Annotated in this window: 20 protein-coding genes; 11 read left to right on the top strand and 9 right to left on the bottom strand. The window is 67.6% G+C overall.

All coding sequences use genetic code 11. The features are described 5' to 3' along the window. The first annotated feature begins 91 nt into the window (after positions 1-91). Together FBZ89_RS09285 and FBZ89_RS09290 are read left to right on the top strand one after the other, a co-directional pair. Entirely contained in the window at positions 92-1,018 is a 927-nt protein-coding gene (locus tag FBZ89_RS09285) for an AraC family transcriptional regulator (protein ID WP_145749710.1), read from the top strand. A 9-nt stretch (positions 1,019-1,027) separates the two neighbouring features. After that, positions 1,028-1,300 (top strand): hypothetical protein, encoded by a 273-nt coding sequence (locus FBZ89_RS09290; RefSeq protein ID WP_145749711.1) that lies wholly within the window; start codon positions 1,028-1,030, stop codon positions 1,298-1,300. Positions 1,301-1,303: 3 nt separating this feature from the next. Here the strand turns inward: FBZ89_RS09290 and FBZ89_RS31485 are convergent, their stop codons facing one another. Both FBZ89_RS31485 and FBZ89_RS09305 read right to left on the bottom strand, forming a co-directional pair. After that, positions 1,304-2,740, bottom strand: coding sequence for an SIP domain-containing protein (locus FBZ89_RS31485; protein WP_246172106.1), 1,437 nt, complete (start codon positions 2,738-2,740; stop codon positions 1,304-1,306). Between the two features lie 113 nt (positions 2,741-2,853). Next, entirely contained in the window at positions 2,854-3,891 is a 1,038-nt protein-coding gene (locus tag FBZ89_RS09305) for a glycerophosphodiester phosphodiesterase (RefSeq protein ID WP_145749712.1), read from the bottom strand. Between the two features lie 431 nt (positions 3,892-4,322). On the opposite strand from FBZ89_RS09305, the gene era reads away from it, so the two are divergent. Continuing rightward, complete coding sequence (gene era, locus FBZ89_RS09310; protein WP_246172115.1) at positions 4,323-5,210, top strand: GTPase Era; 888 nt, start codon at positions 4,323-4,325, stop codon at positions 5,208-5,210. Positions 5,211-5,284: 74 nt separating this feature from the next. Here era and FBZ89_RS09315 read toward each other — a convergent pair whose 3' ends face one another. Then, positions 5,285-5,818 (bottom strand): ferredoxin reductase domain-containing protein, encoded by a 534-nt coding sequence (locus FBZ89_RS09315; RefSeq protein ID WP_145749713.1) that lies wholly within the window; start codon positions 5,816-5,818, stop codon positions 5,285-5,287. Positions 5,819-6,010: 192 nt separating this feature from the next. Here FBZ89_RS09315 and FBZ89_RS09320 point away from each other — a divergent pair, with 192 nt between their 5' ends. The 4 genes from FBZ89_RS09320 (at position 6,011) to FBZ89_RS09335 (ending at position 11,265) form a co-directional block, all read left to right on the top strand. Then, on the top strand, positions 6,011-8,500 hold the full coding sequence (locus FBZ89_RS09320) for a heavy metal translocating P-type ATPase (protein WP_145749714.1): 2,490 nt from the start codon (positions 6,011-6,013) through the stop codon (positions 8,498-8,500). A gap of 89 nt (positions 8,501-8,589) precedes the next feature. Further along, positions 8,590-10,377, top strand: a complete 1,788-nt coding sequence (locus FBZ89_RS09325; RefSeq protein ID WP_145749715.1) for a tetratricopeptide repeat protein — start codon at positions 8,590-8,592, stop codon at positions 10,375-10,377. Continuing rightward, complete coding sequence (gene cueR, locus FBZ89_RS09330) at positions 10,374-10,778, top strand: Cu(I)-responsive transcriptional regulator (protein WP_145749716.1); 405 nt, start codon at positions 10,374-10,376, stop codon at positions 10,776-10,778. Before FBZ89_RS09325 ends, cueR begins: the two co-directional genes overlap by 4 nt. Before the next feature lie 94 nt (positions 10,779-10,872). After that, entirely contained in the window at positions 10,873-11,265 is a 393-nt protein-coding gene (locus tag FBZ89_RS09335; RefSeq protein WP_145749717.1) for a DUF1801 domain-containing protein, read from the top strand. A gap of 37 nt (positions 11,266-11,302) precedes the next feature. Here the strand turns inward: FBZ89_RS09335 and FBZ89_RS09340 are convergent, their stop codons facing one another. Beyond that, a complete protein-coding gene (locus tag FBZ89_RS09340) occupies positions 11,303-12,019 on the bottom strand; it encodes an ArsR/SmtB family transcription factor (protein WP_145749718.1) in 717 nt (238 codons plus the stop codon). Positions 12,020-12,151: 132 nt separating this feature from the next. Here FBZ89_RS09340 and FBZ89_RS30785 point away from each other — a divergent pair, with 132 nt between their 5' ends. Next, positions 12,152-12,319: a hypothetical protein gene (locus FBZ89_RS30785; RefSeq protein WP_186457269.1), complete on the top strand. Its 168-nt coding sequence runs from the start codon at positions 12,152-12,154 to the stop codon at positions 12,317-12,319. Further along, positions 12,316-13,119, top strand: coding sequence for a metallophosphoesterase family protein (locus FBZ89_RS09345; RefSeq protein WP_145749719.1), 804 nt, complete (start codon positions 12,316-12,318; stop codon positions 13,117-13,119). Before FBZ89_RS30785 ends, FBZ89_RS09345 begins: the two co-directional genes overlap by 4 nt. 34 nt (positions 13,120-13,153) lie before the next feature. On the opposite strand, the gene FBZ89_RS09350 is transcribed toward FBZ89_RS09345, so the two are convergent. Next, positions 13,154-15,358: a putative bifunctional diguanylate cyclase/phosphodiesterase gene (locus tag FBZ89_RS09350; protein WP_246172107.1), complete on the bottom strand. Its 2,205-nt coding sequence runs from the start codon at positions 15,356-15,358 to the stop codon at positions 13,154-13,156. 222 nt (positions 15,359-15,580) lie between these two features. Between FBZ89_RS09350 and recO the strand changes: the two genes are divergently transcribed. Both recO and parC read left to right on the top strand, forming a co-directional pair. Next, complete coding sequence (recO, locus tag FBZ89_RS09355; RefSeq protein ID WP_145749721.1) at positions 15,581-16,366, top strand: DNA repair protein RecO; 786 nt, start codon at positions 15,581-15,583, stop codon at positions 16,364-16,366. A gap of 63 nt (positions 16,367-16,429) precedes the next feature. Next, positions 16,430-18,679, top strand: a complete 2,250-nt coding sequence (gene parC, locus FBZ89_RS09360; protein WP_145749722.1) for a DNA topoisomerase IV subunit A — start codon at positions 16,430-16,432, stop codon at positions 18,677-18,679. A 78-nt stretch (positions 18,680-18,757) separates the two neighbouring features. Here parC and FBZ89_RS09365 read toward each other — a convergent pair whose 3' ends face one another. From FBZ89_RS09365 to FBZ89_RS09380, 4 genes are all read right to left on the bottom strand, one after another. After that, positions 18,758-21,286: a glycoside hydrolase family 9 protein gene (locus tag FBZ89_RS09365; protein ID WP_145749723.1), complete on the bottom strand. Its 2,529-nt coding sequence runs from the start codon at positions 21,284-21,286 to the stop codon at positions 18,758-18,760. Between the two features lie 259 nt (positions 21,287-21,545). After that, positions 21,546-22,007, bottom strand: coding sequence for a Csu type fimbrial protein (locus tag FBZ89_RS09370; RefSeq protein WP_145749724.1), 462 nt, complete (start codon positions 22,005-22,007; stop codon positions 21,546-21,548). 222 nt (positions 22,008-22,229) lie between these two features. Further along, positions 22,230-22,964: an arginyltransferase gene (locus FBZ89_RS09375; protein WP_145749725.1), complete on the bottom strand. Its 735-nt coding sequence runs from the start codon at positions 22,962-22,964 to the stop codon at positions 22,230-22,232. 181 nt (positions 22,965-23,145) lie between these two features. Next, a complete protein-coding gene (locus FBZ89_RS09380) occupies positions 23,146-24,291 on the bottom strand; it encodes a flagellar motor protein MotB (protein ID WP_145749726.1) in 1,146 nt (381 codons plus the stop codon). Between the last annotated feature and the right edge of the window lie 34 nt (positions 24,292-24,325).

The following is a 24,325-nucleotide window of genomic DNA, read 5'->3' on the forward strand; positions in this document are numbered from 1 at the left end:
AACGACTCGCGACTGCGCTTGAAAATCATGGATCGTTGCGGCCAGACGATCTATGCTATAACGTCTATTGTTCGTTGGAGATCGTCCAAAGGTGGATCCGCTATCCCAAGTCATTTCGCTTTTGGAGCCGCGAGGCTACCTCGTCGGCGGCTTCCAAGCCGGCGGTGACTGGTCGATCCGCTTCGAACCCTTTGAGGGGGTCAAATGCTATGCCGTGACCGCGGGGTCTCTCTGGATTGCGGTTGAAGGCGCCGGAGAGCCGGTGCGTCTCGGACAGGGCGATTGTTTCCTATTGCCCCGCGGCAGGCCGTTCCGGGTTGCAAGCGACCTGGCGCTGCCATCCGGGGATTGGAAGCGCTATTTCCTTGGCTCCCGCGACGGCGAGCTTGTCAAATTGAACGACGGGGACGGAGTTACCGTGCTCGGCGGCCATTTCCAGCTCGCCGGGCCACAATTGGAGATGCTGCTCGGCATACTGCCGCCGATCGTCCATCTGCGGACGGAGACTGAGCGCGAGATGCTTCGCTGGGTCATTGACCAGATGGGACAGGAGCTGAGCGAGTCTAGGCCAGGAAGCTTCCTGATCCTCCAGCAACTCGTCTCCATGATCTTTGTTCAGGCGCTCCGCCTCCACCTCAACGAGCGCAACGGCGTCGGCTGGCTGTTTGCGCTCTCCGACAGGCAGGTCGGCGCAGCGATCGCGGCTATCCACCGCGAGCCGGAGCGGCGTTGGACCGTGGCGACGCTCGCCTTTGAAGTCGGGATGTCGCGATCCGGTTTCGCGGCGCGATTTGCACAGTTGGTGGGCGATGGACCGATCGAATATCTGACACGCTGGCGCATGTTGCTCGCCAGCCGCAGTCTTTCGCGCGGCGAACCAATTGGCGCCGTCGCCCGCTCGCTCGGGTATGAATCCGAAAGCGCGTTCAGCTTCGCCTTCAAGCGCGTGATGGGCAGCGCTCCCCGCCATTACGTCCGCCTGGCGGCAAGCGTAGGAGGTGCGTCGGGGTTTGATTGAATGTCGCAGATGCGCGGGAAGGCTCCGTGCGCCACGGACGACGCCGCCGTGCGCATGGAACTGGCCGAGGGTGGCAAGGCGCCCAAGACGGCGATCATCGTGATGGTGGACGAGGTTCCGTTCCACCGCGGCAAGGCCTTGAACCGGGCCCGCCCATGGGACCCGGCCTCAAGGCCGCCGCCTGGCCAGATGCTGGCCGCCATGACCCGCAAACGCGCGGCGGAGGCAGAGGCGATCGATGCGCATTACGATCATGCCGTGCGCACCGACCTCCACGGCTGAAGCTCACAGGTTCTCGTGCGCGCCCGCCTCGCCACGCAGCCAATAGCCGGACGCCCGCATCCATTGCGCCGGATGCTTGCGGTCCTCCAGCATGTAGGCGCGCAAGGCCTTGGCCACGGCGGCCTCGGCCGCGATCCAGACATAGCCGTCACCAGGCGGCAGCTGGATGCCCTCGATGGCGTGGCGCAGGGTGGCCGCGTCGTCCGCGCCCTGGCTGTCGCGGGTTACCCAGTGGGCGGTCCAGCGCGCCTTGGTCTCGATGGCCTGCACCTCCGCCGCGCTGTCGATGGCGACGACGGTGTGGACAGGCACGCCCGGGCGCAACTCCTCCAGCCGGCGGCCGATGGCGGGCAGCCCTGTCTCATCCCCGACCAGCAGGTACCAGTCGAAATCGTCCGGCACGATCATGGAGCCGCGCGGGCCGCCGATCTCCAGCGTGTCGCCCACCTTGGCGCCCAGGGCCCAGGCTGTGGCCGGGCCGGCGTCATGCAGGGCGAAGTCCAGGGTCAGCGTGCGGTCCGCCTGGCTGAAGGCGCGGGGGGTATAGTCGCGCATCAGCGTCTGCCCATCCGGGCCGGGGAAGAACAGCTTGATATGGTCATCGGCGCCGCGGCTGTCGAAGTCCGCCAACTCGGGCGAGGTCAGGACGACGCGCAGCATCTTGGGCGTCAGGTGCGCCACGCCGGTCACGGTCAGGGTGCGCCGCCGGGTGTCGAAGCGCATGCGGCCGATCTGGTGGCGGGGGGTATCGGTCATTCGGTCACCTGGGTCAGGTCTGTCGGGTTGGGGGGCGGGGACGGTAGGCCCGCCGTCATTGGAGGGGGAGGAGGCCAGGATCTCCGCCGTGGCGCGCCGCAGGATGGCGGCCAGGCGGCGGGCCTCGGCGGCATCGCAGCCGCGCTTGCCGTAAAGGGCTGATTTCAGGGCATGGCGGGCCTGATGCAGGTCTTCGGATGCCGCAGGATCCGCGTCGGTGACGCCGGCGAAGGCCTCGCGCACCTGCTCCATGCGGCCGCCGATGCGGCGTAGGCCCTCCAGGATGGCGACCGCCGTGCCGCGGTGGCCCTCGAGATGGGCACGGCCGCTGTCGGTGATGCGGTAGAGCTTGCGGTTGCCCTCCGGCTCCGCCGCCGCGTAGCCGATCTCTGCCAGGAAGGTCAGCGCCGGGTAAATGACGCCGGGGCTGGGGGTATAGAAACCGCCGGACTGCTCCTCCACGGCGCGGATCAGCTCATAGCCGTGGGCCGGCTTGCGCTCCAGCAGCGTCAGAAGCAGCAGTTCCAGGTCAGCGGAGGATAGCTTGCGGCTGCCGGGCATGCCGCCACCGCCCCAGAAGCCGCCGCCCCCGCCGAAGCCGCCACCGTGCTTCCAATGGTGCCACCCGCCGCGCCCGCCCATGGCCAGATAAGGGGGATGGGATGTCGTATGATCGGAAAACATATTGTACGATATAGCGAACGATATGGGGCCGACAAGAGGAAGCTGAAAAGAAAACGCCCCGGCGGGCGAACCCGGCCGGGGCGTGGCGGAAAAATTTGTGAGAAGGGGCTGGCTCAGTGCTTCTTGCCCGGCACGGCCTCGACCGGGAAGGCCTTGGGCAGGGCGATGCCTTTGGCGGCGGCCGCCGCGCGCAGCAGCACCGGCTGGTCGGAGATGATGCCGTCCACGCCCATGTCGATCAGCTTGGCCATGTCCTCCGGCTTGTTCACCGTCCAGGGCACGACGGTCAGGCCCAGGCTGTGCGCCTCCGCCACCAGGCCGGCGTCGATGTCGGTGTAGAGCGGCGACCAGACCTTGCCGCCGGCGGCCTTCACCGCCTTGGGCACGCTGCCGCCATGGTCCACGGGGTCGAAGCCGGCGGTCCAGGGCAGCTTGGCGGTCAGGCTGACAGACGGCTCGCGCGGGTCCTGCTCCGTCAGATAGACCGTGGGGATGGTGGGGGCCTTCTGCTGCACCACCTGCAGGGTGCGCCAATCGAAGGACTGGATCATCACCCGGTCCTCGAACTTCTCGGCCTTCAGCACGGCCAGCACCTTGTCCACGAACACCTCCGGCGACGGGCTGTCCTCCGGGTGGGTGGGGTCGATCTTGGTCTCGATGTTCATCTTCACGGTCTTGTTGCCCGACCGCTTCACCAGGTCGATGACCTCTTTCAGGGTGGGGATGGGCGTGCCGGGAATGGGGCGCTGGTCCGGGAAATGGCTGCCATAGGCGCTGCCCGGGCGCAGTTGGCCCACGTCGTACTTCTTGATCTCATCCAGCGTCAGGCTGAAGAAGGCCGGGGTGGGGGCGGTGACGTAGGCGCCGTCCGGCCCCTTGGCCAGGTCCGGGTTCAGGTGCCGCTCATGCGAGATGATGACGGTGCCGTCCTTGGTGATGTTCATGTCCATCTCCAAGGTGGTCACGCCCAGCGACAGGGCGTGGGCGAAGGACTGCAGCGTGTTCTCCGGCCACAGGGCGCGGCCGCCGCGGTGCGCCTCGATATCCAGGTCGCGGGCCTGGGCGGGCCCCGGAGTGGAAAACACAGCGGCTGTGGCCAGCAGGGCGGCCAGGGTCAGCCAACGCGGGGCCAAACGGTGCGGCAGGGACATCGAAGCGGGCTCCTGATAGACTGGTACCGTGAACCGGCCGAAGCCGGCGCGGTCGAGCTATAGCCCGGGCATCCCCTAAGCCCTTGTTAAATTTCCAAGGCGGTGCTGCAAGGCGCCCAACCGCGCAATCCTTGGATGCCGCGCCGCCGCTGGTGCCGGGGCGCGGTCTGTGTCATGAAGCCGCGCATGCGGCGGCGGGCGGGTGCCAGGGGCATCCGGGCCCGCCGTTCCCTTTGAGGATATGAGTGATGAGCGACGTCGAACACGGCCCGGACGGCCTTCCCCCCGATGAGGACACGATGGCCGGTGCCGCCGGTCATGACGATGAGGCGCATGACGCCGACGCGCCCGAGGGTGAGGAAGACTATCTGGACGATGAAGACGATTACGAGGATGAGGACGAGGGGGAGGAGGGCCCGGCCCTGGCCCCCATGCGCTGCGGCTTCGTGGCCCTGGTGGGCGCGCCCAACGCCGGCAAGTCCACGCTGCTGAACGCGGCGGTGGGCAGCAAGGTGTCCATCGTCAGCCCCAAGGTGCAGACCACCCGGTCGCGCGTGCTGGGCATCGGCATGCATGACCGCGCCCAGATCCTGTTCGTCGATCTGCCCGGCATCTTTACGCCCAAGAAGCGGCTGGAGCGCGCCATGGTGGCCGCCGCCTGGTCGGGGGCGGAGGAGGCGGACCTGGTGGCCGTGCTGGTCGATGCCTCGCGCCGCGTGGATGACGACACCAATGGCATCATCCAGCGCCTGAAAGACAGCAAGCGCCAGGCCATCCTGATCCTGAACAAGATCGACCTGATCCCCTATGAACGCCTGCTGGAACTGGCGGCGCGCTTCAACGAGACGGGCGTGTTCACCGACATCTTCATGATCTCCGCCCTGACCGGCGACGGCCTGAAGGACTTCCTGGACAAGCTGGCCGCCCGCCTGCCGGAGGGCCCCTGGCTGTTCCCGGAGGACCAGCTGTCCGACATGCCGCAGCGCCTGCTGGCGGCGGAGATCACGCGGGAGAAGCTGTTCCTGCAACTGCACCAGGAACTGCCCTACGCCATCGCGGTGGAGACCGAGGCGTGGGAGGAGTTCGAGGACGGCTCCGTCAAGATCTCCCAGGTCGTCTACGTCCAGCGCCCCAACCAGAAGGCCATCGTACTGGGCAAGGGGGGCAGCAAGATCAAGTCCATCGGCGCCGCCGCTCGCGTGGAACTTGAGGAAATCCTGGACCGCCGCGTGCACGTCATGCTGTTCGTGAAGGTACGCGAGGACTGGGCCGAGAAGCCCGACAGCTACAACCAGTGGGGTTTGGACTTCAACGCCTAAATAAATTTTGCAGCGTTTCTGGAATGGGTTAAGGGGCGGTAGTTTGCATAACTGCCAGCCCCTCTTTTGTCACCTTAGCTATTTCGACGAGGGGGATAGGGGATTGAATCCCAATTCTCTCCGCGTTGGGGGTCTTTCAGGTGCACGTGCCAACGAAAATTGGGCAGATCGTCCTGCCTCCAGCCACCTAAAATTAGAAACTGAGAGTTTGGTATTTCATGATGTGTTTCCGCTTCATAATGATTAATTAAATCTTGAATGCTGGACTGAACTTGAGATTCTCTTGACCTGTAACAAAACATAACACGCAGTGGCGACAATACCGTACATAGCTTGTGAAAGTCACGCAAAGACTCTTTGGATGACCAATAGTTTTCATGCTCGACGGCTATCTCAATTCTCGGGTGTGAGCTTTCTGATTTTACAAAAGCATAATCAATGCGGCCGATTTCTCCACCGATCCGTCTTGATCTGATTCTCATTTTAGCTGCTTTCGCGATGTGATCGAATATCCGGTCCATGCTAGTGGTCCACGTCGCGCCCAGACCTGTAGGCGGGCAGTCGAATGTAGCCTTTTGCAAAAGCGTCAGAAATTTATTCGCGTCCATGTTCCTTACCATCATTCATCAGATTCTTGATTGAGTTATATCTTGATCTCTATACTCAAAGTTGGGTCAAGCCAAAGAGTTTTTGCCACTCTAAATCACGAAAGAAAATTTCTAGCTGATTTGCCTGTAGCTCTTGACCCTCCCACGGTAGGAGGGTCTATCTATCAGGGACATCTCGTCGAGGAGACTGGAATGTCCCATATCGCCGCCACTGCCCCCTCCGCCCGCCAGGCCGTCGACATCCCCATCGGCGGGATGACCTGTGCCGGCTGTGTGCGCCGGGTGGAGAAGGCGATTGCCGCCGTGCCGGGCGTGGCCGCCGCCACCGTGAACCTGGCGACAGAGCAGGCGCATGTGGAACTGGCCGAAGGCGGGCGCCTGCCCGATGTGGTCCAGGCCATCGCCAAGGCCGGCTATGACGCCGGCACCCATACCGCTGAGCTTGCCATCCAGGGTATGACCTGCGCCGGCTGTGTGGCGCGGGTGGAGAAGGCGCTGCGTGCCGCGCCCGGCGTGGTCGAGGCCACCGTCAACCTGGCGACAGAGCGGGCCAGCGTGCTCCTGATCAATGGCGCCACCGTGGGCGCCCTGGCCGCCGCCGTGGCCAAGGCCGGCTATGAGGCTAAGCCCCTGATGCAGGAGGACGCGGCGGCGCAAACGGACCGGGAGCGGGCGGCGCGGGCGGCTGAGATCGGTGCCCTGAAGCGGGCCGTGGCGCTCGCCGCCATCGCCACCGTGCCGCTGTTCGCGGTGGAGATGGCGCGCCATGCCGTTCCCGGCTTTCACCACTGGCTGATCAGTGCCGTGGGGGAACAGCCCTGGCGCTGGGTCAGCCTGGTGCTGGCGGCCTTCGTCCTGGCCGTGCCCGGCGGGCGCTTCTTCGCCAAGGGCGTGCCCAACCTGCTGCGGGCCACGCCGGACATGAATTCCCTGGTCACCCTGGGGGCCGGCGCCGCCTTCCTTTATTCCACCGTGGCGACGGTGACGCCGCACCTGCTGCCGGCGGGCACCGACAACGTCTATTTCGAGGCGGCGGCCGTCATCGTCACCCTGATCCTGGTGGGCCGCCTGTTCGAGGCCCGGGCCAAGGGCCGCACCAGCGAGGCCATCAAGCGCCTTCTGACCCTGCAGGCCAAGACGGCCCGGGTGGAGCGCGGCGGCCAGACGGTGGAACTGCCCATCGCCCAAGTGGTGGTGGGCGATGTCGTGCTGGTGCGTCCGGGTGAGCGGGTGCCGGTGGATGGCGCCGTGCTGGACGGCGCGTCCTTCGTCGATGAGAGCATGATCACCGGTGAGCCGCTGCCGGTGGAGAAGGGACCCGGCGCCCTGGTCGTGGGCGGCACGGTCAACAAGGCCGGCGCCTTCCGCTTCCGGGCGGAGAAGGTGGGGGCGGCCACCCTGCTGTCCCAGATCGTCCGCATGGTGGAAACGGCCCAGGGCGCCAAGCTGCCCATCCAGGCGGCGGTGGACCAGGTGACGGCCTGGTTCGTGCCGGCGGTCATGGCGGCCGCCCTGCTGACCTTCGCCGCCTGGTATTTTTTCGGGCCGGGGCCGCAGCTCAGCTACGCCCTGGTCAACGCCGTGGCGGTGCTGATCATCGCCTGCCCCTGCGCCATGGGCCTGGCCACCCCCACCTCCATCATGGTGGGCACCGGCAAGGCGGCGGAACTGGGCATCCTGTTCCGCCAGGGCGACGCGCTGCAGGGCCTGCGCGACGTGCGCGCCGTGGCCTTCGACAAGACCGGCACCCTGACCCTGGGGCAGCCCGCCCTGACCGACCTGGTGGTGGTGGACGGCCAGGCCGAGGACGAAGTGCTGCGCCTGGTGGCGGCGGTCGAGGCGCTGTCCGAGCATCCCATCGCCCAGGCCATCGTGGCCGGTGCCCGGGCGCGCGGCCAGGTTCCGCCGGCCGTCGAGGGGTTCCGGGCGGAACCCGGCTTCGGCGCGCAGGCCACGGTTGAGGGCCGCGTGGTGGCCGTGGGCGCCGACCGTTACATGACACGCCTGGGCATCGGCGTGGCGCCGGTGGCGGAGATGGCGGCCCGGCTGGCCGGGGAGGGTAAGAGCCCGCTCTACGCCGCCATCGGCGGCCGGCTGGCCGCCATCCTGGCCGTGGCGGACCCGGTGAAGCCCGAGGCGGCCGAGGTGGTGCGCACGCTGCACGGTGCCGGCCTGACGGTCATCATGGTCACCGGCGACAACCGCCGCACGGCGGAGGCCGTGGCCAAGACGCTGGGCATCGATGAGGTGGCGGCGGAGGTGCTGCCCGAGGGCAAGGTGGCGGCGGTGAAGGATTTGCAGCGTCGCCACGGTCGCGTCGCCTTCGCCGGTGACGGGGTCAACGACGCCCCCGCCCTGGCGACGGCGGATGTCGGCCTGGCCATGGGGGCCGGCACCGACATCGCCATCGAGGCGGCGGACGTGGTGCTGGTGCGGGGCGATTTGCGGGGCGTGGCCACGGCCATCGCCCTCAGCCGCGCCGTGCTGGGCAACATCCGCCAGAACCTGGCCTGGGCCTTCGGCTACAACGTGGTGCTGATCCCCCTGGCCGCCGGCGTGCTCTATCCCGTCACCGGCTGGCTGCTGTCGCCCATGGTGGCGGCCGGCGCCATGGCGCTGTCCAGCGTCAGCGTGCTGACCAACGCCCTGCGCCTGCGCCGCTTCCAGGCGCCCGGCCCGTGACGGGCCGCCAGAGGCGCGTGCGTCGGGCCCGGCGCCTGGTGTACGGTCTTGGGGTGGTTTAGCCCCTGGTTGACGTAGGAAAGCGACGCATGCCCACCGTGGGAGAGGTCTTGGCCGTGGCCCTGGACCATCACCAGTCCGGCCGCCTGGACCAGGCGGAGGATCTGTACGGCCAGATCCTGCGCGCCATGCCGGACTGCGCTGACGCCCTGCACCTGCAAGGCGTGCTGTTCGTCCAGACGGGTCGCGCTGCCGCGGGGGAGGGTCTGATCGCCCAGGCCATCGCGCTGGACGGCGGCAACATCGACTATCGCGCCAACCTGGCCCAGGCCCAGCGCCAGCGGGGCGACCAGGGGGCCGCCCTGACCACCTATGGCGAGGTTGTGGCCCTGGCGCCGCGCCATGGCCCGGCGCACCTCGCCCGTGCCCAGATCCTGGAGGAACTGGGCCGGGTGGAGGCGGCGGCCGACGCCTATCGGCTGCTGACCGGCTTGCCGCACCAGCAGGCCGAGGCCCAGCTGGGCTTGGGCCGCTGCCTGCTGCGCCTGGACAGGAAGGAGGAGGCGGAGGCTGCCTTCCGCGCCGTCCTGGCCCTGGCGCCGGATGAGGTGGTGGCCCTGGTCAATCTGGGGGACCTGCTGCGCCAGCGGGGCGGGCATGAGGCCGAGGCCGCCCGCCTGCTGGACCATGCCCTGCGGCTGCGGCCCGGCCTGTTCGAGGCGGCGGCGAGCCGGGCGGAACTGCACGCGACGACGGGGGAGATGGCGGCGGCGGCCGAGATGGCGCGCGGCCTGATCGCCGCCCATCCCGGCCGGCCGGAGCCCTACGGCATCCTGGCCCGCGCGCTGCGCTACCAGGGCTATACGGCGGACGCCCTGAAGGTCGGCGCCCGTCAACTGGCACTGGCGCCGGATGATCCCGAGGTGGCCATGAGCCTGGCGCACTGCCACCTGCGCCTGGGCGATTTCCGCGCCGGCTTCCCCCTGTATCGCCGGCGCTGGCATTTGACGCCCCTGCCGCGGCGGCACCAGGCCGTGCCCGAATGGGATGGCCGCGCCCTTCCCGGCAAGAACCTGGTGGTTTGGGACGAGCAGGGGGCGGGTGACACCATCAGCATGCTGCGGCTGCTGCCCCAGGCGGCGGCCCGCGTGGGCCGGCTGGTGTTCGAATCTCCCCATGCCCTGTCGGTGCTCTGGCCACCCGCGCTGTGGCCCGGCCAGCAGCCGGGGGATGTGGTGCTGCGCGGCCGGCCGCTGCCGCTGGCACCCGATTGTCAGATCGCCATGATGGAACTGCCGGAGGCCCTGGGCCTGACGGTGGATACCATCCCGTGGAACGGCCCCTATCTGGAGGCGACGCCGGAGCGGGTGGCGGCGTGGCGGGCGCGCCTGGCGGACGTGCCGGGGCGCCGGGTGGGCCTGCTGTGGGCCGGCAATCCCCAATTCCCCGTCGATGCCTGGCGTTCCCCGGGCTTGGCCGCCCTGCTGCCCTTGCTGGAAGCGCATCCCGACGTGACCTTCATCGGCTTGCAGCGGCCGGAGGGCAGGGGTGCCGTCGATGGGCTGACGCTGCCGCCCAACCTGCTGGACCTGGCGCCGGAGGTGCGCGACTGGGCGGACACCGCCGCCATCATGACCCTGCTGGACCTGGTGATCACCCCGGACACCGGGCCAGCCCATGTCGCGGGGGCCCTGGGCCGCCCGGTATGGACCATGGTGATCACCGACGCGGACTGGCGCTGGATGGACCAGCGGGCGGACACGCCCTGGTATCCCAGCATGCGACTGTTCCGCCAGGCCACGCTGGGGGAGTGGGCACCCGTGGTGGCGGCCATGAGCACCGCCCTGGCGACCTTCCAGGGGGACCGTGCGTCATGAACATAGGCCAAGCCTCCAAGGCGTCCGGCGTCAGCGTCAAGATGATCCGCTATTACGACGAGGTCGGCCTGGTGCGGCCTTCCGGCCGGACGGAGGGCAACTACCGCGAATACGACGCCCGCGAGATCAATGAGTTGCGCTTCATCAAGCGGGCGCGGGGCCTGGGCTTCGACATGACGGAGATCGCCCAGCTGTTGTCCCTGTGGCGCGACCGGGAGCGTCCCAGCCGCGAGGTGAAGGCCATCGCCCAGCGTCACCTGGCCGACCTGGACACCCGTATCCACGAGATGCAGGCCATGGCCGACACACTGCGCCACCTGGCCCATTGCTGCGCCGGCGACGACCGCCCCGACTGCCCCATCCTGGAGGATTTGGGCGGGGCCGCTCAGACGACCTTGTAGACGCGGATCAGGACGGCGTGCCGAATGGCGTGGGGACAGGGCGCCGCCGGCGTGACCGCCTCGACTTTTCCAACGGGCCTGCCAAACTACGCCCATGGACGCTCTCTTCCTCCTGCCGGGCGCCGTGCGGCGCGATCCCGAGATCGACGCCTGGTTCGCCCAGGGCGATCCCCTGCGCCTGGTGATCCAGCCGTGGTTCGAGACGCTGCGCGGCTGTGGTGACGACGTGCGGGAACTGATCCATGACCGCCAGCCCACGGTCTGCGTGGGCGAGGCGGCCTTCGCCTATGTCGGCGCCTACACGGCGCACGCCAGCGTGGGCTTCTTCCATGGCGCCGACCTGGACGACCCCGCCGGTCTGCTGCGGGGCACCGGCAAGCGCATGCGCCATGTGAAGCTGCGCTGGGGCCAGGCGCACGACGCCGCGGCGCTCACGGCGCTGATCGCCGCAGCTTATCAGGACATGCGGCGGCGGCTTCGGAAATAGCGGTGCCGGTGGCGCGGAAGCCCGGCCGTGACTGGCGTCAAATGCGGCTCTCCGCTTTCAAGTCGCACTCATAGAGGCCGAATTCTTGTTCAAATTTCTTCCAGCCCTCATGCGTTACTTCAACGACACGTGATGAAGGCGCGCGGCGGATCCAACCCTTTGCGCAAAGAAGGTCCGTGAACTTGACCCCGAGTGGACCAGCGACATGATGGCGTCTTTCCGTCCAGTCGAGGCACTGCCTGGCGAGGCCGCGCCGGCTCGCCGGGATCTTTGTTATGTCGAGGCCCAGGCCCCCAAACCAAGCTGCGCCGGCGCTGGTCACCGTGAATTGCTTGTTGGCCGTCGGCTCGAGGAAGCCGCGTTCCTGCAGGACGCAAGTCACCGCCACGCCCAAACGGCCGGCCAAATGGTCGTAGCAGCAACGCGCGAACCGGAGTTGCCGGGCCTCGAGGGTCAGCACTTTGCGGCGCACGGGTTCGCTTGGAGCGATGGATGCGAGATGCTCTAGCGCCATCGCCACATTGGCGCCACCGAGGCGATAGTAGCGATGACGCCCTTCCGCTTCGACCTTGACGAGGCCGCCAGCGAGAAGCTTAGCGAGGTGGGAACTGGCTGTCTGTGCCGTAACTCCCGCAGCCTGCGCCAACTCCCCGGCCGGCATCGCCCGGCCATCAAGCAAAGCGACAAGCATGGCAGCGCGGGCGGGATCACCGATAAGGAACGCCGAGGTGGCGATATTTGGCTGAGGACCCATGGTCGAGGCTCCCTGATATCAAACGCCACGGTAGCACAAGGAGGCGTCGCCATCCTTCGATCGAGGTCGAAACATTTCGATCGTTCCGCATCGTAGGTTTCCTCACGGGATACCTGATCACGGAATTTGCCAATGACCGATTACACCAGTGCCGAAGGCCACTTTACCCATGGCCGCTGGACCCATGGCCGCTGGGCCCATGACCGCTGGCAGGAGGGGATCGTCGCACGCGGACTCGATGCCTTGGTGGTGCCGCATGCCGAAGCGGCCCCGCTTTTTCAGGGGGAGATCCGGCCATGACCGCTACCGTCATCGCCCATATCACCGACACCCATCTTGGACAGCGTCTGGCGGGGGGCGGAGCCATGGCGGGCGACAAGATGCGATACGTGGCGGATCCGGGCGCGCACAAGGCGCATCTGCGGCGAATCCTCGACGACATCGCGCGGAAGGGCATCACCGATGTGGTGTTTGGCGGCGATATCGGGACGGACGCTGCCGTGCCGGCATTTTTCGACGCCATGCACGATCATGGTTTCACCCCGTTGATCGTCCTTGGCAACCACGACAGCCATGCCAGCGTCGCACCTTATTGCGAAGCCGATGGGGTTGCGGGAAAGCTGTGTTCATCGACCGATGTGGGAGGGTGGCGCCGGATCACGCTTGATTCATCGGACAACCTGATCGGTGAAGCTCAACTCGCCTGGCTCGCAGGGGCGCTGGAGGGGGCGCGCCGGGCCGTCATCTTCGTCCATCATCCCATCTTGGAAATGGGCACGCCAATCGACCATTCGGGTGCGGCGCTGCGGGATCGCGCCGCTCTCCAGTCGCTTCTCAGCGGCGCGACGTGCGAGGTGACCGTGTTTTGTGGCCACTATCACATGATCGACGAACGCTGCGAGGCGAATATTCGGCAGTTTGTCACCCCGGCGGTTTCCTATCAGGTCGTGAAGCACGCGGATGAGATCCGATTGGACACGGGTACGTTCGGCTACCGCATCATCGAGTTTGATTGCGCCGAGATTAGAACTCAGGTCGTCCTGATGTCCGATCCCGCTGGTCCTCACGACTTCGCCGGACGGGCGGGCTCCGGCACATAATACACGGGACCATGGAAACGCCGGCCGGCAGGCTCTACCGCCCTTTGGGCGGCAATCCCCGCAGCGCCGACAGGCCCTCCAGCACTTCGCGGCTGCGGCGGCGCGCGTCCATCAGGTCTTCCACGGCCTCCTTGGGCAGGGGCGGGGCGAAGTGATAGCCCTGGCCGTACTGGCAGTGCAGGCCGCGCAGGAACTCGGCCTCGGATTCCTTTTCGATGCCCTCGGCGATGACCTCCAGGTCCAGGGCCTGGGCCAGCAGGGTGATGATGCGGGCGATGGCGCTGCGGCGGTCGCTTTCGCCGGCGGCGCGCACGAAGCTGCGGTCGATCTTCAGCGTGCCGATGGGATAGCGGTGCAGATAGCTGAGCGAGGAGAAGCCGGTGCCGAAATCGTCCAGCGACAGCTTCACGTCCTTGCGCTTCAAGGCCTCCATGATGCTCAGGCAGCGGCCGGGGTCGTCCAGCAGCAGGCTTTCGGTGATCTCCAGCTTCAGGGTGCCGGGGGTGATGCGGTGGGTGTCCAGCGTTTCCGTCACCGCCGCCACCAGGTCATCCTCCATGAGCTGGCGGCCGGAGACGTTGACGCTCATGAACAGGTCGGGGCCGAAGCGGCCCTGCCACTCCGCCAGTTGGCGCGTGGCCTCCACCAGGGCCCAGCGGCCCATTTTCAGGATCAGGCCCGTTTCCTCCGCCAGGTGGACGAAGTCGCTGGGCGGGATCATGCCGCGCTCGGGATGGAACCAGCGCATCAGCGCCTCGAACCCCGCCACCGTGCCGTCCGCCAGGCGCACGATGGGCTGGTAGAACAGGCGGAACTGCCGGCCCTCGACGGCATGGCGCAGGTCCGATTCCAGGCGCAGCCGGGTCAGCGCGCGCTCGCGCAGCGCGTCGTCGAACATCTCCACCCGGTTGCGGCCGCTGGTCTTGGCGCGGAACATGGCCAGGCCCGCGTCACGCAGCATGTCCCCGGCCGAGGCGTAGCCGGAGCCGGACAGGGCGATGCCGGCGGTGACGCTCATCACCACGTCCTGGCCGTTGGACAAGGTCAGGGGCTCGGCCACGGCACCGGCCAGGCGCTCGGCCGCGTCCACCGCCGCCTTCACGTCCAGCACGCCGTCCATCAGCACGCCGTACTCGTCAGCCGACAGGCGGGCCACGGTGTCGCCGCTGCGGCGGGCGCCGTCCAGCCGCTGGCCCACGGCACACAGCACCTCATCCCCCACCAGGGGGCCCAGGCTGTCGTTCACCGTCTTGAAGTGGTCGATATCGAAGATCATGACGGCGAACTGCGCCTCTTCCGGCCGGCGCCGGCGGCCCAGCGCCTGGCCGATGCGGTCCAGCAGCAGCATGCGGTTGGGCAGGCGGGTCAGGCCGTCGTGGAAGGCGTCGAACAGCAGCTGTTGTTCCGCCCGCTTGCGCGCCGTGATGTCGGTCATGGAGCCGGCCATGCGGATGGCCTCGCCCTCCTCATCGCGGATGGCCACGCCGCGGATCAGCACCCACAGCTCCGCCCCGCCGGCGTGGCGGGTCCGCACCTCTTCTTCCAGGTGCGCGCTGCCGCCGGCCAGGTGGGTATCTACCGCCGCGCGCAGGCGGGGCCGGTCCTCACCGTCGATCTGGGCGTACCAATCCTCCATGGTGCTGGTGCGCGCGCCGCCGCCGATGCCCAGCATGGCCGTCCAGCGGGGGGAGCAGTAGAGCCGGTCCGTGGCCACGTGCCAATCCCACAGCCCGTCGTTGGCGCCCTGGGCGGCCAGGGCGTAGCGCTCCTCGCTCAGGCGCAGCTGTTCCTCGGCGTTCTTGCGGTCGGTGACGTCGCGCTGCGCGCCGACGATGCGGATGGGCTCTCCCTCGTCATCCAGCACGACGATGCCGCGGCACATCATCCACAGCACATGGCCGTTGCGGTGGGTAATGCGGTATTCGATCTGGAAGGGCTTGCCGCCGGCGCTGGCCTGGGCGTCCAGGGTGGCCTGCAGCCAGATGAGGTCATCCGGGTCCACCCGGTTCAGCCATTCGTCGGGCGAGGTGCCGATCTCATCCTCGGCATAGCCCAGCAGCGCCTTCCAGGTCTCACCGTAATAGACCCGGTCGGTCCGCAGGTCCCAGTCGTACAGCCCCTCATTGCTGGCCGCCGCCGCCAGGCTGTACCGCTCCAGCGTCAGGCGCTCGTCGTCGCTCAAGACCGGTACGGCGGCGGGGGAGGGACCCTTCAGGCGAGCGGGCTTGCCAGCGCTCATGTCAACACCGGCGGCGTGACACGCGCCATGACCAGTCCGCGCGGTGAACCAGCCCCCATAGTCCAATGATTGCCAGTAGATGGGCTGTGCACGCGGGCGCTCGGTTCAAGGGTTATTAATGCAGGGTATACTAAAAAACTCAGGAGTGACACCGTTGGCCTAAACGGCGGCGGGAGAGCATTGGCATACACCGTCCGGGGCGCAATCTGCTAGAAGGCTTCCATGGAATGGACTGACGACGCCATCGTGCTTTCGGCCCGGCCGTTCGGCGACACCGCCGCGCTGGTGGTCATGCTGACGCGGGAGCATGGCCGGCACGCCGGCGTGCTGCACGGCGGGCAGTCGTCACGCTATCGCGGCGTGCTGGAGCCGGGGGCGCAGGTCACCGCCCGCTGGCGGGCCCGCACCGCCGACCAGCTGGGCACCTGGACGGTGGAGCCCGTGCGCTCCCCCACCGGCCTTTACCTGGACGATCCCTTGCGCCTGGCGGCCATCGTCGCCGCCACCGCCCTGATGGACGCCATGCTGGCGGAGCGCGAGGCCCATCCCGGCCTCTATGACGCCACCCTGGCCCTGTTCGCCGCTCTGGACCTCGACATCTGGCCGGCCGTCTACGTGCGGTGGGAGGTGGGACTGCTGGAGGAGGTGGGCTTCGGCCTGGACCTGACGCAGTGCGCCAGCACCGGCCAGCCCGTGGGCAACGCCAACGACCAGCTGGCCTACGTCAGCCCCCGCACCGGCCGCGCCGTGTCGGCCTCGGCGGGGGAGCCCTACCGCGATAAGCTGCTGCCCCTGCCGGGTTTCCTCGTCGGCCTGGGCTTCCAGGGCGGCGGGGAAGAGGACGTGGCCGCCGGCCTGCGCCTGACCGGCTATTTCCTGGAACGCCACGTCTTCGCCCAGCGGCATGCCGAGGTGCCGCCGGCCCGCCAGCGCCTGGTGGAGCGTTACCTGCGGACAAACGGCCTTCCGGCCCCCGGGGGCGACGGGGCGGAACCGCAGGAAGCTTAAGTTTTCCTACCGCTGTGGGACGGCTGGCAATCGGTCCACCATATCTGGTAGTGTCCGCGCATCATGACCGATGCCACCGAGATCCTTGATAAGCCCCTGGCCGACGCGCTGGGCGAGCGTTACCTGTCCTACGCCCTGTCGACCATCGTGTCGCGGTCGCTGCCCGATGTGCGCGACGGGCTGAAACCGGTGCACCGCCGCCTGCTGTTCGCCATGAGCCAGCTGAAGCTGGAACCCACCACGCCGCCCAAGAAGTCGGCCCGCGTGGTGGGCGACGTCATCGGCAAGTTCCACCCCCATGGCGACGCCTCGGTTTATGACGCGCTGGTGCGCCTGGCCCAGGACTTCGCCGCCCGCTATCCCCTGGTTCAGGGCCAGGGCAACTTCGGCAACATCGACGGCGATAACGCCGCCGCCATGCGATACACCGAGGCCCGCCTGACCGAGGTGGCCAAGGCCCTGCTGGACGGCATCGACGAGGACGCGGTCGATCTCCGCGCCACCTACGACGGTGATGGTGAGGAGCCGGTGGTGCTGCCATCGGCCTTCCCCAACCTGCTGGCCAACGGCTCGGCCGGCATCGCCGTGGGCATGGCCACCAGCATCCCGCCGCACAACGCGGGCGAGATCTGCGACGCCCTCAGCCTGATCATCGACCGTGAGCTGCTGGTGCCGGAAGACCGCCGCCGGCCGGTGACGGTGGATGAGCTGGTGACCCTGATGCCCGGCCCCGACTTCCCCACCGGCGGCGTGCTGGTGGAAAGCCGCGACGCCGTGCGCGAGGCCTACCGCACCGGCCGCGGCGGCTTCCGTCTGCGCGCCAAGTGGGAAAGCGAGAAGCTGGCCCAGGGCACCTGGCAGATCGTCGTCACCCAGATCCCCTACCAGGTGCAGAAGTCCCGCCTGGTGGAGAAGATCGCCGAACTCCTCATGGAGCGTAAGCTGCCCCTGCTGGAGGATGTGCGCGACGAGTCGGCGGAGGACGTGCGGCTGGTGCTGGTGCCCAAGAGCCGCAACGTCGATCCGGCGGTGCTGATGGAACAGCTGTTCCGCAACACCGACCTGGAAGTGAGGATTCCGCTGAACATGAACGTGCTGGACGCCGACCAGGTGCCGCGCGTCATGACCCTGCACGAGGTGCTGCGCGCCTACCTGGACCACCGCAACGTGGTCCTGGTGCGCCGCTCCCGCCACCGCCTGGCCAAGATCGACCATAGGCTGGAGGTGCTGGGCGGCTATCTCATCGCCTACCTGAACCTGGATGAGGTCATCCGCATCATCCGTGAGGAGGATGAGCCCAAGGCCGAGTTGATGCGCGCCTTCGGCCTGACCGACGTGCAGGCGGAAGCCATCCTGAACATGCGCCTGCGGTCCTTGCGCAAGCTGGAAGAGATGGAGATCCGCAAGGAGCATGACGGCCTGACCGCCGAGCGGTCGGAACTGCTGTCCCTGCTGGACGACGAGGGCAAGCGCTGGACGGCCATTGCCGCCGAGGTCGCCGCGACCAAGAAGCGTTTCGGCCAGGCGACCGAGCTGGGCGCCCGCCGCACCGCCGTGGGCGACGCCCCCACCGACGTGGTGGTGCCGGTGGAGGCCATGATCGAGCGTGAGTCGGTCACCGTCTTCCTGTCGGAGAAGGGCTGGATCCGCGCCGTGAAGGGCCACCTACCGCCCACCGAGACGGCGGAGGCCAAGTACAAGGAGGGCGATGCCGAACGCTTCGTCCTGCATGCCGAGACGACGGACAAGCTGCTGGTGTTCTCCAGCACCGGCAAGTTCCACACCATAGGCGTGGACCGCCTGCCGCGCGGTCGCGGCTTTGGCGAGCCCGTGCGCCTGATGGTCGATCTGGGCGACGCCGACATCGTCACCGTGCTGCCCTACCGTCCGGGCAAGCGCCTGCTGGTGGCGTCCAGCGACGGCCGTGGCTTCCAGGTGGACGCGGACGAGGTGGTGGCGCAGACCCGTGCGGGCAAGCAGGTGCTGAACGTGGGCGATGGCGCCACGGCGCTGGCCTGCGTGCCGGTGGAAGGCGACACCATCGCCGTCATCGGCAACAACCGCAAACTGCTGGTCTTCGCCCTGGAGGAACTGCCCGTCATGGTGCGTGGCAAGGGCGTGGCCCTGCAGAAGTACAAGGACGCCAGCCTGTCCGACATCTGCGTGTTCGACGGCGCCAAGGGCCTGTCATGGAAGATGGGCGGGGCCGGCGACCGCACCCGGGTGGAGACCGACCTGTCGCCCTGGCGCGGCGCGCGCGGCACTCAGGGCAAGCTGCCGCCCAATGGCTTTCCGCGTAACAACCGCTTCTGAACCTCCCGGTCAGACCCAAAGAAAACGCCGGAGTGGGCCTCACTCCGGCGTTTTCATTTTGGGCGGGGCGATGAGAGCTTACTGACCCCTGGTCACCATGATCCCGGCGTTGGCCGCCAGGATGTAGGAGGTGGTGGTGGCCACCGTGGATTCGTTTTCGAACCACAGGAAGGGCCAGGCCACCTTCTGTTCCGGGAAGTCCGGCTTGATGACCAGCACGCCCGGCACCATGGCGCCCGGCACGGTGGAATAGTCCGCGCGGTTGTGGGTGTAGGCGATCATCTTGGACTCGGTGCCCACGGTGGACACCAGGGACAGGTTGGTCGCCGGGTGGCGGCCCAGGACGTAGTCCAGGGCATCAAGCGTGTACTGGGTGCCGATGATGCCGGGGAAGGCCTTGTGCAGCAGGTACATGTTGGTGCCGAAGCCGGCCACCTGGCCCGAACCCGCCCAGGTCCCCATGGCCACGGGTACGCCGAAGGGCGTCTTGGCGGCCTCGGCGTCGATGGCGGCCTTGGCCTCCGTCACCGCCTGGGTCAGCTGCGCGCGGTAGTCGGCGTCCATGTAAGGCAGGGCCAGCGTCGCCATGCCGCCCAGGAAGGCGAAGCGCTGCTTGATCGTGGGCAGCAGGGACTTCAGCTTGTTGGTGTACAGCGGGTCGGCGCCCTTGGTGGTGATCACCAGATCCACCGTGGCGGAGAAGGCGGCCATGTCGAGGAGATCGGCGGGATTCCAATCGCCCCGTTCCGGCCGGTCCATACGGTCGCTGGGATCCTGCTGGTTGGCCCACATCACCTTGGCGGCGGCCAGCGCCTGGGCGGCCAGGTCGGGATCGATCTCCCCCAGCACGCGTGAGGCGGCGGCCAGGGCGCCGGCCACGTGGTAATCATCCGCCGGCACGTCGGAGGTGAAGGCCCAGCGGTCGTCGGGCACCCCGGAATAGGTGCCGTTGCTCTCGTTGGGGCCCAGCTTGGGATCATAGATCAGGCGGTCGGTCTGCGAGCCGGCGTCGCCCAGGTGGGTGTACTGCTTCAAGGTCGGCTCGATGATGCCGACGATGGCATGGCCGAAGACCTTGTATTGCGCCAGCAGCTGCAGGGTGCCGTGGCGGATCTGCTGCAGCACGTCGGGGATGCCGTCGGGCTTGCGGATCTCCACCTGGCGCGCGGCCTCGTCGATGGTGTCCTCGTCCCAGTCCATGCCGAACAGCTCGCGCGCCCGCACCAGGTCGCGCACCACCCAGGCGTTGTCGGATGTCTGGATGTCGTAGTCGCCGGCGTCCTGCCAGCCGCCCACGTTCAGGCCGGGAATGTGCTCGCCCGGCTTGAAGGGGGAGTCCAGATGCGGCCCCATCTTGTAACCGTCGAAATGGTGGATGTCGGGGGCGGCCTGCCGGGCGTCGTCGATATGGGACAGGCCCTGCCAGGCGCGGTATTGCTCACGCACCGCGATATGGTCCATCTGCTCCGCCAGGTAGGTGTCCAGCGACGGCTGCCAGATATGGTCATAGGCATCGGGGGCGATGCGGAAGGGATTGAACAGGTGCCCGGCGTAGGAGATGGCGTAGATGCCGGGCGTGCGCACCGAGGAGAAGTCGAAGGTGGCGTAGTCGTAGCGCGTCCACTTGCCCCAGGGCTTGATGGTGCCCTTCAGCGCCACGGTCTGGCTGCCGTCGGCGCCGATGCGCACCAGCTGGATGTCCTTGGGCGCCTTCATGTGCGGGTCAAGTTCGACGGTCGCGACCTTGGCCCGGTCGGGGGTGTAGCCCGCCTGGTTGAAGGCGACGACGGGGTCGCGCACCCAGTTCTTGATGACGTTGGGATGGACGTGCCAGACGATGGCGTCCGTGGTCTTGCCCGCCGGGATCAGGGCGCGCACCACGAACCAGCCGTTCTGGGCCCGGTTGCGGGCGTCATAGAGGGCCAGGGGTGCGGTGTCGGAGGTGATGGCCACGCGCGTCAGCGGGTCTTCCGGCGACAGCACGATGGAGGAGCCGCCGGAGGCCAGCGGCAGCGGGTCGCCCGAGCCGTCCTTGGCCATGGGCCCGGCGGGATTGCGCGGGAACAGGCCCGTCGCGTCACCCCCGGTGCCATTGCCCAGCGCGTAGGTCTTGCCGAAATAGCTGGTGGGCAGGAAATCCAGGCTGAAAGCGGCCTTGCCGACATACTCCGCCGGCAGCGGCTGGTCCATGTTCACCGCCACGCGGAACCCGGTCCCCTCCGGCGTGATGACCAGGCGGTAGCTGAAGCCCTGTTCGGGGAAGTTGCTGTACACCGTCAGCTGGTCGGGGCCGGGGCCGCGCTCGCGCTTCACGAAGGCCGGGACGGGGTCCCACTGTTCCGGCGTGGGGTTCAGGCGCACGGCGCCATCGGTGGCGATGCGCTCACCATGCAGCACGATCTGGATGCCGGCGTTCTTTTCGTCGCGGAACACCGGGTGGAAGTGCATCTGGTCGACGATGACGCTGAGGCCCTGCATTTCCAGGGTCTCGTTCGGGCTGACGGTCAGTCCCGGAGAGCCGGCGATGGCCGGCGGCGTGGCGGCAAGGCATGATTGGATAAGCCATGGCTGAATAGCCAAGGCGGCGGCGAACCAGACTGCCCGCATGGATGTCCCTCCCGTTAGCGTTAACATTTTTATGTTAACGGTACCATTTTGCCCACACTGTGCGGCAAAGCGGACGCGGGCACAACCCCCCTGTCATGGCCGCCGTGACAGGGCCAGGTGGCCCCGATGGTCGGGCCTTTTCCACGGCCATGCGGTCCGCGACCGCAGGCGCCGGAGTTTTGCGGGGAATAGAGTGGACTTGCGGGATGGGGCAGTCCGGCCAGCGGATGCCAGCGCCCGACGCCCGACGGGAACCGGATTACCGTGCCCGAACCGTGATCGTTACGGTGTCGCTGAAGAAGCCGCCCTGGCGTACCGTCTGGCGCGGCAGGCTGAGCAGGATGCTGCCGGTGCGCAATTCCGTCTGCGGATCCAGGCGGTTGATCACCTGCGGCTCGCTCAGCGGGCGGCCATCCACCTGGTCGTAGGAGATGGTGTAGGGGATCTTGTTGCCCCGCGCGTCGACCAGGGCGCCGCCGTTGTTGGACGACAGCACCACGGTGTAGCCCGCGGACTCGTTGCAGCGCTCGCCCAGGTCACCCAGCGTGACGCTGCCGCCATCCGTCGACAGGCTGGTGTCATCGGTGGAAATGGACACGAAACAGTTGGATTCCACCACCCCCTTCACGGCGATGTTCAGCGCCATCGCCGGCTTCATCGCCGGCAACGCCAGAACCAAGGCCAGGAACGCAGGGCGGATGAAACCGCTGACCGCACGCATGGAACGCAGGCATCCTTTTCTCAAGGTCCTGACAGCGACACCCCCCATGGGTGCCGCTGTCTGGCATATCGCAATAAAGCAATATACATGCCGTTAATTCAGCGGCGGTATGACAGCGCCGACTCGCGTGCGGGCTGGCACCTCTTGCTCAATGAAAGAGGGCTTTTGCATTGTGCAATGAATTTTGGAAATGCGACGGCGTGTGACGGCAGAAAGCCGGCGTCAGGACGCCGGATCCAGCGGCAGCCAGCCGTCGCGGCCCAAGGCTTCCAGCGGCTGGAAGCGCCGCTTGTAATCCATCTTGCGGCTGCCCTCGATCCAATAGCCGAGATAGACGTGGGGCAGGCCCTCGCGGCGGGCCTGGTCCACCAGGGTCAGGATCAGGTGGGTGCCCAGGCTGCGTTCCGGCATGTCGGGGTTGTAAAAGCTGTAGACGGCCGAAAAGCCGTCATCCAGCCGGTCGGTCAGGATGGCGCCCATCAGGGTGCCGCCGCCGTCGCGCAGGGTGTACAGCCGGCTGTCGACCTGGCCTTCCTCGATCATGGCGGCGTAGTCGGTCATGCCCATGCGGCTCATGTCGCTGTCGCTGTGGCGCGCGGCCTGATAGCTGGCGAAGACCTGGAACTGTTCCGCCGTGGCGCTGGCCGGCTGCACGCCCGCCACCAGGTCGGCGTTGGCGCGCATGACCTTGCGCATGGTCTTGTTGGGGGTGAAGGTGGCGACGGGGATGCGCACCGGCACGCAGGCGGCGCAGCCGCTGCAGACGGGCCGGTAGACGATGTCATGGCTGCGGCGGAAGCCCGCGCGGGAGAGGGCGGAATTGACCCCGCTGGCCTGCTGGCCCACCAGGCGGGTGAACAGCTTGCGCTCCATGCGCCCGGGCAGGTAGGGGCAGGGCATGGGGCCGGAGCGGTAGAATTGCTGCAACGGCCGGGAATGGGGGGGGATGACGGACATCCGCGCCTTTCTTGAACGGTCAGGGCCCCTGGGACATTGCCCCGGGGGCAAGCGAGCGAATACTGGGCCTACTCAAGAACCATGCCGGCCAAAACGATACCCGATGTCGGCGACCGGATGAACTTTACCGGGAGATGTAGAGCCATGCCAGAGGCATTCCCTTTGGGGGTAATCGTGTTCTTCAGCGCCCGCCGCCTTCCGGCCGGCTGGTGACCGAGGGCGGCGGGGGCGGCACGGGCTGACCGGCCGGTGTGGTCTGGGTGCCGGCGGGCGTGGTGGCCGTACCCGGGGGCATGGCTGTTGCCGTCAGGGGATGTTCGCGCAGTACGGTGATGCTGATGCGCCGGTTGCGCGGCGACTTGGGATCCTCGGGGAACAGCGGGTCGCGGTCGGCCAGCCCGACGACGGAGGCGATGCGATCCTCGGCCACGCCGGCGGCGGCCAGGGCGCGTCGGCTGGCGTTGGCGCGGTCCGACGACAGTTCCCAGTTGCCGTAGTTGCCGCTGCCGTTGTTGGCGAAGGGCGTGTTGTCGGTGTGGCCGGTGATGGACACCTTGTTGGGCAGCTTGGCCACCGCCTGCGCCACCAGCGACAAGAGCTGGGCCGTCTGCGTGTTCATCTTGGCGCTGCCGGACGGGAACATGGAGTAGCCGTCCTGGTCCACCAGGTTCAGCCGCTCCCCTTCCGGGGTGCGCTGCATGATGACGTTCTGCTGCAGGGCTTTCAGTTCCGGCACCTGCTGGATGGCCTGGCGGACCTCTTTCTCGATTTCCTTGAACTGTTGGTCCTCGTGCTGGGCCAGGGCCTGCTTCAACTCCTGCTCATCCACCTTGCCGTCGCCGTTCTGGTCCATGTCCAGCCGGCCGTCGCCCGATTTGCTGCCGTCGCTGCGCCCGCCGTTGTTGTCGGTGGTGCCGCTGGTCTTCTCATCCTTGCCGTCGGGCTTGCCCTGGGCCTCGTCCGTGGCGTCCTCCACCGACTGGAAGGCGTTGGAGGCCTGGGGACGGGAGGGCAGCGGCACCGCCACCGAGGTGGGGGAGCTGTTGTTCATGGCGGCACCGTTGACCGTGATGGTCTTGCCGCCCAGCACGCCGCCGGCGCCGCTTTCCTGCTTGGACGGGGTGGCGGGGCTGAAATAGTCGGCCAGGCCCAGCTTCTGCTCCGCCGTGGTCACGCTCAGCAGCCACAGCAGCAGGAAGAAGGCCATCATCGCGGTGACGAAGTCGGCGTACGCCACCTTCCAGGCGCCGCCGTGGTGCCCGTCGCCGCCCTTGTTCACCTTCTTGATGATGATGGGCGCCTTCTCGTCGCCCCCCGCGCTGGCCAAGCCGATTTCCCCTTATGCCTCGAAGTCTTGGACG

Source organism: Nitrospirillum amazonense (assembly GCF_007828045.1).
In the GTDB taxonomy this organism is placed as follows: Bacteria; Pseudomonadota; Alphaproteobacteria; order Azospirillales; family Azospirillaceae; genus Nitrospirillum; species Nitrospirillum amazonense_C.